At 62.4% G+C, this 12,183-nt stretch carries 12 protein-coding genes; 9 read left to right on the top strand and 3 right to left on the bottom strand.

From position 1 onward, the window contains the following. Positions 1-128: 128 nt before the first annotated feature. Positions 129-1,004: a 4-hydroxybenzoate octaprenyltransferase gene (ubiA, locus tag QF629_00760; protein MDP6012069.1), complete on the bottom strand. Its 876-nt coding sequence runs from the start codon at positions 1,002-1,004 to the stop codon at positions 129-131. A gap of 42 nt (positions 1,005-1,046) precedes the next feature. Here ubiA and QF629_00755 point away from each other — a divergent pair, with 42 nt between their 5' ends. Together QF629_00755 and QF629_00750 are read left to right on the top strand one after the other, a co-directional pair. After that, positions 1,047-1,805 (top strand): 16S rRNA (uracil(1498)-N(3))-methyltransferase, encoded by a 759-nt coding sequence (locus QF629_00755; protein ID MDP6012068.1) that lies wholly within the window; start codon positions 1,047-1,049, stop codon positions 1,803-1,805. A gap of 31 nt (positions 1,806-1,836) precedes the next feature. After that, the gene (locus tag QF629_00750) at positions 1,837-3,195 is read left to right on the top strand and encodes a glutamate--cysteine ligase (GenBank protein ID MDP6012067.1); all 1,359 of its coding nucleotides are present in this window, start codon (positions 1,837-1,839) and stop codon (positions 3,193-3,195) included. Between the two features lie 462 nt (positions 3,196-3,657). Here QF629_00750 and QF629_00745 read toward each other — a convergent pair whose 3' ends face one another. Next, positions 3,658-4,437, bottom strand: coding sequence for an enoyl-CoA hydratase-related protein (locus tag QF629_00745; GenBank protein MDP6012066.1), 780 nt, complete (start codon positions 4,435-4,437; stop codon positions 3,658-3,660). Between the two features lie 68 nt (positions 4,438-4,505). On the opposite strand from QF629_00745, the gene QF629_00740 reads away from it, so the two are divergent. Continuing rightward, positions 4,506-4,814: a putative quinol monooxygenase gene (locus QF629_00740; GenBank protein ID MDP6012065.1), complete on the top strand. Its 309-nt coding sequence runs from the start codon at positions 4,506-4,508 to the stop codon at positions 4,812-4,814. Between the two features lie 178 nt (positions 4,815-4,992). Here QF629_00740 and tldD read toward each other — a convergent pair whose 3' ends face one another. Next, a complete protein-coding gene (gene tldD, locus QF629_00735) occupies positions 4,993-6,426 on the bottom strand; it encodes a metalloprotease TldD (GenBank protein ID MDP6012064.1) in 1,434 nt (477 codons plus the stop codon). Between the two features lie 93 nt (positions 6,427-6,519). On the opposite strand from tldD, the gene QF629_00730 reads away from it, so the two are divergent. From QF629_00730 to QF629_00705, 6 genes are all read left to right on the top strand, one after another. Next, positions 6,520-7,842, top strand: a complete 1,323-nt coding sequence (locus tag QF629_00730; GenBank protein MDP6012063.1) for a DUF3422 domain-containing protein — start codon at positions 6,520-6,522, stop codon at positions 7,840-7,842. A gap of 159 nt (positions 7,843-8,001) precedes the next feature. Next, on the top strand, positions 8,002-8,853 hold the full coding sequence (gene coxB / locus QF629_00725) for a cytochrome c oxidase subunit II (GenBank protein MDP6012062.1): 852 nt from the start codon (positions 8,002-8,004) through the stop codon (positions 8,851-8,853). Positions 8,854-8,876: 23 nt separating this feature from the next. Further along, the gene (gene ctaD / locus QF629_00720) at positions 8,877-10,478 is read left to right on the top strand and encodes a cytochrome c oxidase subunit I (protein MDP6012061.1); all 1,602 of its coding nucleotides are present in this window, start codon (positions 8,877-8,879) and stop codon (positions 10,476-10,478) included. Between the two features lie 41 nt (positions 10,479-10,519). Then, entirely contained in the window at positions 10,520-11,437 is a 918-nt protein-coding gene (locus QF629_00715; protein MDP6012060.1) for a heme o synthase, read from the top strand. Then, complete coding sequence (locus tag QF629_00710; GenBank protein ID MDP6012059.1) at positions 11,434-11,565, top strand: hypothetical protein; 132 nt, start codon at positions 11,434-11,436, stop codon at positions 11,563-11,565. The genes QF629_00715 and QF629_00710 overlap by 4 nt, the downstream gene beginning before the upstream one ends. A 2-nt stretch (positions 11,566-11,567) precedes the next feature. Next, positions 11,568-12,167: a cytochrome c oxidase assembly protein gene (locus QF629_00705; GenBank protein ID MDP6012058.1), complete on the top strand. Its 600-nt coding sequence runs from the start codon at positions 11,568-11,570 to the stop codon at positions 12,165-12,167. The last annotated feature ends 16 nt before the right edge of the window (positions 12,168-12,183 follow it).

The raw sequence follows: 12,183 nt of genomic DNA, 5'->3' as shown, positions 1-12,183 counted from the left end.
TAGTGCTGTCGGGCGGCGTGTGCACGTCCGCCGCCGCGATCAATAGCAGCGCAAAGCCAGTCAGGATCGTGGCACAGAGCCAAGCCATATTGCACAAGACGAGGCCGCGCCCAACCTATGTCCCGAGTCTACGCGGCCAAGAAGCCCAGGAATACCAAGGCTGCGAAAACGCTGTTGCTGCGGAAACGCAGCCAGCAGTTGGCGGCGTCCTCGGTATCAAGTGTGGCGATCTGCCAGGCGAGCTGGCTGGCGCCGAGCGCGATGCCGAGATAAGCGGGCCAAGCGGCTTCGGCCAGCGCCGCGGCGACCGCCAAGCCAGCGATCGTCAGCGCATAGAACAGCCACAACGCCGGCCCGGTGTGCGGGCCGAGTCGGCGCGCCGAGGACTTGACCCCGATGAGGGTGTCGTCGGCCTTGTCCTGATGCGCGTAGATGGTGTCATAGCCGAGGGTCCAGGCGATGCCGGCGGCATACATTGCCAGGGCCGTCGGGGCCAGGCTTCCCGTGGCCGCGGCCCAACCCACCAGCGCCCCCCAGTTGAAGGTGACGCCGAGCCAGGCCTGGGGCCACCAGGTGATGCGTTTCATCAAAGGATAGGGCAAGATCAGGGCTAGGGAAGCTACCCCGACGACAATGGCGGTGGTCCCCATGGTGAGTAGCACGGCAAGGCCGATTAACGCCAATCCTATCATGAAAACAAGACCTTGGCGGACGGAAATGCGCCCGGATGCAATCGGGCGGTCGCGCGTGCGGGCAACACGGGCATCGAAGTCGCGATCGATAATATCGTTCCAGACACAACCCGCGGCGCGCATCACCAGGGCGCCGAGGAAAAACAGCACGACCAGCCGTACCGTCTGCCAGGCCTGTGGCCCGGCCAGGGCCACCGCCCACCAGCACGGCCACATCAGCAGCATAAAGCCGGCCGGCGCCTGCAACCGCGCCAGACGCGCATAGGCCTGCAAGGTGCTCAGCCTGGGAGCCTCTGCCTGGGTATCGGCCATGCTTGCTCGCTTTCGTCACTCTCGCCGGTATAGACTCACCCGATGTCCGCTCGCGTCAAGGTTCGCCTCTACGTCGATGACCCTTTGGTCGCTGGTTGTGAGCGTGTTGCCAGTCCGCCACAGGCCCATTACCTGCGCCGGGTGATGCGTCTTGGCGATGGCGACCAGGTGGCACTGTTCAACGGCCGTGACGGCGAATGGCAGGCCCGTATTGCTACCGAAGGGCGCGGCAGCTGCCGCCTGCTAGTCGAAACGTGTATACGCCCGCAGGTCTTCGAGACCGACCCGATACTTGCCTTCGCGCCTGTCAAGCGTCTGCGCCTCGACTATCTGGTGCAGAAAGCCTGTGAGTTGGGTGCGGTGCGCCTGATTCCGGTCCTGACTCGCCATACAGGTCCGGCGCGGGTCAATGTTGAGCGCCTGCGTGCCAATGCCATCGAGGCGGCGGAGCAATGCGGGCGCCTCAGCCTGCCCGAAGTCGTTGCTCCGGTCCGCTTCGATGCTTTTCTCGCTGGCTGCGGGCGTCTTTTCTGGGCCGACGAGCAGGGCGGTGCCAATGCTTGCGATACCTTCGACGAGGCCGGACCCGGCCCAGCAACCTTGTTGATCGGCCCCGAAGGTGGCTTTGCCGAGGATGAGCGTGCCGCGCTTGTCGCCCACGACGGGGCCCTCGCGACATCGCTTGGCCCGCGCATTCTGCGCGCTGATACTGCTGCCGTGAGCCTGCTTACCCTGTGGCAGGCCGTGGCGGGGGACTGGCGCGACGATTGCGCGCGACAGAGTACGAATTTGCCTTTATAGACAGGCCTACGCCCGCGCCGCCGGAGTTTCTATGGCCGTTCAAGAGACCCTTGCCGCTCCCATATCCAGCGCACGCGAACTGGTGGCCTATCTGGAAGAAGGCTGCAAACCACGCGCGGACTGGCGCATCGGCACCGAGCACGAAAAAATCGGCTATCGCACCGACGACCTCACGCCTGTGCCCTATGACGGCGAGCGTGGCATTCGTGCCTTGCTCGAAGGCCTGCAACGCTTTGGCTGGGCGCCGGTGCTGGAGGCCGGCAGGCCTATTGCGCTGGCCCGCGAGAACCAGTCGATCACGCTCGAGCCGGGCGGCCAGCTCGAACTCTCTGGTGCGCCGCTGGCCACCGTGCATCAAACCTGCGAGGAGGTGAACAGCCATCTTGACCAAGTGCGCGAGGTCAGCGACGAGCTGGGGCTCGGCTTTCTCGGCATCGGCATCCAACCCAAATGGCGGCGTGAGGACATGCCGGTGATGCCTAAGGCACGCTACGATATCATGCGCGCCTATATGCCGACCAAAGGCACGCTGGGACTCGACATGATGCTGCGCACCTGCACGGTGCAAACCAACCTCGATTTTGAGAGCGAATCTGACATGGTGAGCAAGTTTCGCGTCTCTCTCGCGTTGCAGCCGCTGGCTACCGCATTGTTCGCTAACTCGCCATTCGTTGATGGTGCACCTAACGGATATCTCAGCTACCGCGCCCATATCTGGAACGACACTGATCCCGACCGCTGCGGCGCACCCGCCTTTGTCTTTCAGTCGGGCATGGGCTTCGAGGCCTATGTGGACTACGCGCTTGACGTGCCGATGTATTTTGTCACCCGTGAGGGCCGATATATTGACACCTCGGGCCAGTCCTTCCGTGACTTCCTCGACGGCAAGCTACTGGCCATGCCCGACGAGCGGCCGACGCTCGCCGACTGGGAGAGCCATCTCACGACTATCTTTACCGACGTGCGCCTGAAGCAGTTTCTCGAAATGCGTGGCGCCGACGGGGGGGCCTGGCGCAGCCTCTGCGCCCTTCCCGCGCTCTGGGTTGGCCTACTCTACGATGTTGGTGCGCTCGACGAGGCAAAACAATTAGTGCGCGAGTGGTCTTATCTGGACATTATAGCACTGCGCGCGGACGCCGCCACACGGGCGCTCGATGCCGAGATCGACGGCCGCACCCTGCGCGAGATCGCCAAGGACGTTCTCGACATCGCGCGGCGTGGTTTGCGGGCTCGCGGTTGTCTCGATAAGGGAGGCGACGACGAGCGCGGCTTCCTTACCTTCCTCGACGGCGTGCTCGTCTCTGGCACCCCGGCCGAGCATATGCTGGAAGCCTATCACGGACGGTGGGCCGGCAAGGTTGATCCGGTGTTCGAGGAATTCTCGTACTGACCAGACTGCCCGGCTAGACTGCCCCAACGAGTAACGTATTCTCAGTGCTTCACCCGCATAGCCAAAACCGTGCTTGCCGCTACAGAGCTGATCGCTCACCATTCTGAGCCACAATACCCGAGCCATTGCCAGAGAGGACATCCCAATCATGGAGCTATCGTCGCGGCGCGGTTGATCACCCTAGTAGTTGGGTGGCTCGGCTTCGGGTTTAGATTTTTGCTCCGTGATTGTTAGATCAGCAGCTTGAAAAGTATCACTTTGAGCCGCTTCTTGGCGAAGCTGCACCGCCTGGGCGTGCAGAGGGCGCAGAGAATTCCACTGATAACGCGAGTGTAGACCGATGTGAGAAGGCACGTCTGTCCATCCTCGCAGCACCTCCCGCCGCCGTTCGAGAAGACCGCACCGTCTGCTTTGGCACACGGAGACGTGGAGAGTGTAAGTCTTTGCGTGGAACTTTATTTGCTAGCTACCAGTCCACTGGGGCGGACGCTTCTCAGCGAACGCCTTCGGGCCTTCGACGAAATCGGCACTGTCGTAGAGCACTTGTACGGCCGGGTAGACGGTATTGATGGCTTCTTCCAGTGTTGGCTTGTCGAAGCCCTGGTAGATGGCCTGCTTAGAGGCGCGCACCGACATCGGCGAACATTCGAGGATCAGATTGGCCCAGCGCTTGGCCGCGTCCATCAGCTCGGCTTGCGGCACCACCTCGTTGACGAAGCCGAGTGTCTTGCCTTCCTCAGCCGGTACGTGGCGGCCGGTAAGAATCATCCCCAGCGCGTGTTTGAGGGGAATGATGCGCGGCAGCCGGTGTAGGCCACCGGCCAGTGCGGCCAGCCCAACATGGGGTTCGGGCAGTGCGAAGATCGCGTTGTCAGCTGCGATGATCAAGTCGCAGGCCAGCGCGATCTCAAAGCCGCCGCCCATGGCGAAGCCGTTGACTGCGGCAATCAGCGGCTTGTCGAGATCGAAGCGGTTGGTGAGGCCGGCGAAGCCTGAGGCGACGCGCTGGCGCGTCCCGCCCGCGGCCTGGTATTTGAGGTCATTGCTGGCTGAGAATGCCTTGTCGCCGGCGCCGGTGACGATTCCCACCCATTGCTCGGGATCGGCGGCGAAGTCGTTGAATACGGCATCAAACTCGGCATGCGCCGGCGAATGCAGGGCGTTGTAAACTTCTGGCCGGTTGATGGTGACGATGGTCAGGCGCCCGTCGCGCTCCACGCTGAGAAATTCGTACTTCGCCATGATTGCCTCCCGGCTCGCTTCCTGTGTAAACAGGCGCACAGCATATAGAGCAATGGGAGCGAACGAGCATGATTCATGTGGTCGCGGTGATCACCACCAAGCCTGGCCTGCGCGATACGGTGCTGGCATTGTTCAAGGCCAACGTGCCAGCCGTGCACGCCGAGGATGGCTGCATCGAATACGGTGCCACGGTCGATGCGCCTGACATGGGCAGCTGGCACACTAAGTTTGGTAAGGATACTTTCGTGGTAATCGAGAAGTGGGAGAGCGCCGAGGCTCTGGGCGCGCACGCCGTTTCCGATCACATGAAGGCCTATGCCATCAAGACTAAGGACATGCTCGCCGACCGCGTTATCCAGATATTATCGCCTGCGTAAGGCTTCTTCGTGCGGCTTGCATGATAAGCGGGCGGCAAGTCTGATCGTGGTGTGAGACACCGGCTAGCGGCCAAATTGGTTGCCGATGTTGCAACTATTCGCGACTGACGCGCGACGACGAGCGCGCCACGGTCGACGCCGCAAACCGCTGTCGTAAGATATCCCGTGCTGCCATGGTCTATTCCGCCTCGGTGCCGCCGACCGTCAGCCCTTCCACCAGCACGGTCGGCTGGCCGACACCCACGGGCACGCCCTGGCCGTTCTTGCCACAGGTACCGATGCCGGGATCGAGCTCCATGTCGTTGGCGATGGCGCGCACGTTCTTAAGCACCTCGTGGCCAGTGCCGATCAATGTTGCGCCCTTGACCGGTGTGCCCACCTTGCCGCCTTCAATGCGATAGGCCTCCGAGGCCGAGAAGACAAATTTGCCGGAGGTGATATCGACTTGGCCGCCGCCGAAATTGACTGCGAACAGACCCTTGTCGATGCCGCGGATAATATCTTCCGGATTGTCTTCGCCGCCCAGCATGATGGTGTTGCGCATGCGTGGCATGGGTTGGTGAGCGAAGCTCTGGCGGCGCCCGTTACCGGTGGATTTCGTCCCCATGAGGCGGGCGTTGAGCCGGTCGTGCATGTAGCCGACCAGTATCCCGTCCTCTATCAGCGGTGTGCGCTGGGTTGGCGTGCCCTCGTCGTCTATGCTGAGAGAGCCGCGGCGGGCGGCGATGGTGCCATCATCGATCACGGTGACGCCAGGGGCGCCGACACGCGCGCCCATCAATCCAGAGAAGACACTCGTCTCCTTGCGGTTGAAGTCGCCTTCGAGGCCGTGGCCAATGGCCTCGTGCAACAGAATGCCCGGCCAGCCGGATCCCAGCACCACGGGCATCTCGCCGGCTGGCGCTGCCTCGGCTTCGATCAGAATGAGGGCCTGGCGCAGGGCTTCGTCGACATGGTGCCGCCAGGTCGCGCCATCGAGCATGGAGGTGTAGTCGTGCCGCCCGCCCGAACCGTAGCTGCCGCTCTCCTTGCGCTTGCCGTCCTCGACCACGACCGAGACCGAGAGGCGCACCAGCGGGCGGATATCGCCGACCCGGGCACCGTCGGTGCGCAAGATCTCCACCGCCTGCCAGTTGCCGGTGAGCGAGGCCATGACCTGGCGGACGCGCCTGTCCTTGTTACGGGCGTAGGAATCGATGTCCTGCAGCAGCTTCACCTTTGCCGTGAAATCAACGCCTTGCAGTGGATTGTCGGGCTCATAGAGCTCCTGGTTGGTCGGCCGTGGGCGCACATCGACGGTGCCCATGCCGTGGCGCACGCTCTTGACGGTTTTGCCGGCGCGCGTGATGGCGGCCTCGCTCAGCTCGGAGGCGTGGCCGTAGCCCGTGGCTTCGCCCGAGACTGCCCGCAGGCCGAAGCCTTGCGTGGTGTCGAAACTCGCCGATTTGAGCCGGCTGTCGTCATAAGCGAAGCTCTCGCTTTGCCGGTATTCCAGGTAAAGCTCGCCGTCGTCTGCGCCTGAAAGCGCGTCACCGACCAGGGTCTCGACGCGTCTCGAATCCATGCCGGTGCGCTCGAAGAAGAGGGAATCAAGCTTGGCAATATCGGTCATGCTTCCGTTCCGATCGCGAATTTGAAGGCGCCGCCGCAGCGGGTCATGCTCTATATGTAACGCTCAAAATGAGTGATTGCGAGAGCTGCAACAGTGATTGAGCCCGTGCCGATAGATCAAGATGGCGTGACTGAGCATCCCGAGCGGATACGGCTTGCCCGTGAGGTGCATGCGCGTCCGCCCCTGCCACTTTTGGTTCCCGCCAAGGTCAGCCATCTGGTGATGGTTTCGGGCGAGGCGGCGGCGGCTGACGAGCGCGCTCATCTGGCATTTCTTTGCGACAGCCTCGACGTGCCGCTGCCGGCCCATCGGGCGCAACAGTTCGTGGTCGACCTCGGCGCCTTCAAGCTGCGCTGGGAGCGCCATACGGAGTTTGCCGCCTGGACATTCGTGCGCGAAGGGGCGATTGCCGCAGCGACCTACGACCAGCCTTTTGCCGATCTGCCGCTCGGCTACGTGCCGGGTGAATGGCTGTCGGGCCTGCCCGGCGAGGCCCTGGCCAATCTCTCACTGGTGGTGTTGCCGCGCCAGGTCCCGTCGCCAATGCCCGATCAGATCGAGGCGCTCTTTGGACAGGCGGTGGGCGGCAGGGTTGGCGACGGCGCGGCCCAGGTGTGGACTAACTTCTGCCTGCATGACGGGGCTAGTCGCATCCTGGTACACGACCAGGCGCTTAGCGGCGGCCGATGCGGCCTTCTGGTGCAGCGGCTGATCGAGATCGAAACCTATCGCATGCTGGCCTTGCTCGGGTTCCCCTTGGCTCGCTCGACGGCGCCCGAGGTCAGCGCTATCGACCGGCGCTTGGCCGAGCTCACGGAGCGTCTGCACGAGCCCGGTGGCGCTCAGGGCCAGCGTGCCATGCTCGATCAGGCCTTGGCTCTGGGTGCCGAAATCGAGCGTCTGGCCAACGGCACCAATTATCGCTTCAGCGCTACCCGCGCCTATTACGATCTGGTTGAGCGTCGCATCGACGAGCTGCGCGAGGGCGACGGTGACGGCGCCGAGCTGGGGATACAGCCCGTCGGGTCGTTTCTGCGCCGCCGCCTGACACCAGCAGTGCGCACCTGCGAATCCGTGCAGGAACGCCTGGAGAAAGCCTCGCGGCATTTGGCGCGTGCATCAAACTTGTTGCGCACGCGCATCGAGCTGGAGGTCTCGGAGCAGAATCGCGGCGTCCTGGCGGCGATGAACCGGCGTGGGCGCCTACAATTGCGCCTGCAACAGACCGTGGAGGGGCTCTCGGTGGCGGCGATCAGCTATTACGTGGTCGGCCTGCTCGGCGTACTCTTCAAAGCCCTGCCCGAAAGTGCCATGCCACTCAGCGTGGCCACGGCCCAGGGCCTGTCCGTGCCGCTGGTAGTACTGCTGATTTGGCGGTTGGTACGGCGTTTACGCAGGGGTTCAGACGAGCCTTGAGGCGTTCCTAGACAAAAAGTGATTGCGAAGTATGCCACAACTTGATTTCCGTCAACGCGCGGCATTATATTATAAAAATCATGGGGGAAAGTTCGGTTGTTTCCTCTTTAGGTTGTGGCCGCTGGCTGTGTCTTAAGTTCGATAAAGGACGAAATTCATATGATTCCGAGCAAGATGTTCTTGCGTGTGCTGGCAGCACACGCGTCGTTTGGGCTTGCTGGTACAGCGGCGGCCGAGACGATCACCGGTCAGCCGGTGCCATGGCAAATGGGCCTGCAGGCGGCTGCATCTCCGGTGATGGTGGAGATCAACGCATTCCACAATCTACTGCTGGTGGTCATCACCGTCATCGCGGTATTTGTGACGGGCCTGATGATCTACGCGATGGTCAGGTTCAACCGGAAGAATAATCCGACGCCCTCGACCTTCACGCATAATACGATGCTTGAAGTGATCTGGACGGTGATTCCGGTCCTGATTTTGGCATTCATTGCTGTGCCGAGCTTCAAGGTGCTCTACGCCGAAGGCGTGGTGCCAGAGCACGAAATGACTATCAAGGCCACGGGTTATTCGTGGTTCTGGGAATATGAATATTACAACTCGGACGACGAGACGGATTTTAGCTTTTCCGCGACAATGGTTGATGAAGCGGACCTTGGACCCGGTCAACCCCGCCTGCTTGCCACCGACAACGAGGTGGTGGTGCCCGTTGGCAAAGTGGTGCGCCTGCTGTTGACTTCGGGGGACGTGATCCACGCTTGGGCGGTGCCATCGTTCGGCGTCAAGCGGGATGCGGTCCCCGGCCGCCTCAACGAGGCCTGGTTCCGCGTTGATCAGCCGGGCACCTATTATGGCCAGTGCTCGGAACTCTGTGGCATGAACCATGCTTTCATGCCGATCCAGGTCAAGGCGGTGAGCGAGGCCGACTATGAAGCCTGGCTGCAGACGGCCCGCGAGGAATACGCCAACAACGGCGGCGACGAGGCGATTCGCGTCGCCGCGGCGCGCTGAGAATACCGGAAGAGGAAATCGAGATGGCTTATACCGATAGCGCAAGCGATCACGCCCATCACAATCCGACCGGCCTCAAGCGCTGGCTGTTCTCCACCAATCACAAAGACATCGGCACCCTGTACTTAGTCTTTGCGGTCATCTTCGGTCTTGTTGGCGCGCTATTCTCCGTCATCTTGCGCATGGAACTCGCCGATCCCGGCATTCAGATCGTCGAGGACGGCCACCAGTTCAACGTGCTGACTACGGGCCACGGGCTAATCATGGTCTTCTTTATGGTCATGCCGGCGCTGATCGGTGGCTTAGGCAACTGGTTTGTGCCGATCATGATCGGGGCGCCGGACATGGCCTTTCCGCGCATGAACAACATCAGCTTCTGGCTGCTGGCCGCGTCGGGCATCCTGATTGTCTGCTCGGTGCTGGTTGACGGCGGGCCTGGCAGCGGCGCCGGCACGGGCTGGACAGTATATCCGCCATTGTCGGGCAGCGACTGGCACAGTGGGCCCTCGGTCGATCTGGCCATCTTCTCGCTACACTTGGCAGGTGCTTCGTCAATTCTTGGTGCGATCAACTTCATCACCACCATCTTCAACATGCGCGCTCCTGGCATGACCATGCACAAGATGCCTCTCTACGTGTGGTCGGTTCTGGTCACGGCGTTCCTGCTGCTGCTGTCGCTGCCGGTGCTCGCGGGTGCCATCACCATGCTACTCACCGACCGCAACTTTGGCACTGCCTTCTACAAGGCGGCCGAGGGTGGCGATCCGGTCCTCTGGCAGCATTTGTTTTGGTTCTTTGGGCATCCCGAGGTGTACATCCTTATCCTGCCCGGCTTTGGCATCGTCAGCCAGGTCGTCTCGACCTTCTCGCGCAAGCCGATCTTCGGCTATCTCGGCATGGCTTACGCTATGGTCGCGATCGGTTTCGTCGGCTTCATCGTTTGGGCACATCACATGTACACCGTCGGCCTCGACGTCGACACGCGGGCCTATTTCGTAGCTGCGACGATGGTCATCGCGGTACCCACGGGTATCAAGATCTTCAGCTGGATCGCCACCATGTGGGGCGGCTCGCTAGAGTTCCCGACGCCGATGCTGTTCGCGCTGGGCATGATCTTCCTGTTCGTGGTCGGCGGCGTAACGGGCGTGGTGCTGGCCAATGCCGGCGCGGACGTGGCGCTGCACGATACCTACTACGTGGTCGGGCATTTCCACTACACCATGTCCATGGGGGCTTTGTTCTCGATGTTCGCCGGGTTCTATTACTGGATCGGCAAAATGAGCGGCCGCCAGTACCCAGAGATGCTCGGAAAGATCCAGTTCTGGACCATGTTTATCGGCGTCAACCTGACCTTTTTCCCGATGCACTTCTTGGGCTTGGCGGGCATGCCGCGGCGTTATGTGGACTATCCAGACGCCTTTTCCGGCTGGAATATGATCTCATCGCTCGGCGCGTATCTGTCCTTCCTTTCGGCGATCCTCTTCGTGTTCATTGTCTTCCGCACGTTAACGGCCGGTTCGAAGTGCGCCGAGAACCCGTGGGGTGAGGGCGCCACCACGCTGGAGTGGACGACCTCGTCACCGCCGCCGTTCCATACCTTTGAGGAGCTTCCCGAGGTCAAGTGAGCTTTGGGAACCCAAGGCAAGCGAGGCAAAGCGTGTCAGACCTGACAGCAATCCAGGCCAGCTCGGCAGGTGTCTTCGTGGCGCCGGCCGAGGCGGGGCCGCGCGACTTCCTTGTGCTGCTCAAGCCGCGGGTTATGTCTCTGGTCTGCTTCACAGGTCTGATGGGTATGGCGCTGGCGCCAGGTGCGCTGCATCCAGCGATTGCCTTTACAGCCCTGCTCTGCGTCGGTATTGGCGCCGGCGCTTCGGGTGCCATCAACATGTGGTGTGACCGCGATATCGACGCGCTCATGCGGCGTACGCGCAGCAGGCCTATTCCCGCGGGGCGGATGCCGGCGGGCGCGGCGCTCGGCTTCGGCGTTACGCTGGCCATTGGCTCGGTGGCCCTGATGGGGCTTGCGGTCAACTGGCTGACGGCTGGCCTGCTCGCCTTTGCCATCGGCTTTTACGTCTTCGTCTACACCCTTTGGCTCAAGCGGCGCACGCCGCAGAACATCGTCATCGGCGGCGCCGCCGGGGCCTTGCCGCCGGTGATTGGTTGGTCGGCGGTCACGGGCGGGGTCGATCTGCTGCCGCTGATCCTTTTCGCCGTTATCTTCCTCTGGACGCCGCCTCATTTCTGGGCCCTGGCGCTCTACCGCTCGGACGAATACGCCAAGGCCAGCGTCCCCATGCTGCCGGTCGTGCGCGGCGCGGCGGAGACGCGGCGCCAAATCCTCGCCTACAGCCTGGTTCTGGTGCCCGTGACGCTGGCACCCTGGGTGCTGGGCCTGAGTGGCTGGCTCTACGGTGCGATCGCGATTCTGCTCGGCGGCGGGTTGCTGCGCTGCGCGCTGGCAGTCCGGCACGATGACGGCGAGGCGGCTGCGCGGCGCCTTTTCGGTTTTTCCATCGCCTATCTGTTTCTGATATTCGTAGCGCTCGGCGTTGACCGCTGGCTTGTCTGGATCGGGGCATGAGCGCGGTGCCTATGCACGAGCAGCACAAGAAGCAGCGCCGCCGCAATTTAGCGCTGGCGGCCACGCTGTGTGCGCTGGTGGCGCTGTTCTTCTTCATCACGCTCGCTAAGTTCGGCGGCGGAGGTTGAGCATGGGGGCGAGTACGACATCCCGAAACCGTCGTCTGGCGCTGGCGCTGGGCGCTACCGTTTGCGGCATGGTCGGCCTCGCGTACGCCTCCGTGCCGCTATACCAGCTGTTCTGCCAGGTGACGGGCTATGGTGGCACCACCAAGGTGGCGGAGGCGGTGCCGGGCGGCGTCAGCCAGCACGAGATCACGGTCACCTTTAATGCCGATACCAATCGCGACTTGCCCTGGGCATTCCAGCCTCTGCAGGGCCACCTCACCTTGCGCGCCGGCGAGAGCGCGCTGGCCTTCTACCGGGCTGACAATCTGAGCAAGGCCCCACTGGTCGGCAGTGCCACCTTCAATGTCACGCCGCAGGTGGCGGGCGCCTATTTCAACAAGATCGACTGCTTCTGCTTCGAGGAGCAGTATCTCGAGTCCGGTGCCAGCGCCGAGCTGCCGGTACAATTTTTTATCGATCCGGCCATAGCTGATGATCCCAACACGGCGGGGATTCGCACTATCACCCTGTCCTATACCTTCTTCGATGCCGGCCCAGAGGCGCTGGCACGCCGGAGCCAAACGGCGGATGTCGCGGCGCTGCCGGCGACAACGCTGAACTGAAGACCACGCAGAGCGC

This window comes from Alphaproteobacteria bacterium (genome assembly GCA_030739735.1).
In the GTDB taxonomy this organism is placed as follows: domain Bacteria; phylum Pseudomonadota; class Alphaproteobacteria; order UBA7887; family UBA7887; genus UBA7887.
This window is presented reverse-complemented; position numbering and strand designations above follow the sequence as displayed.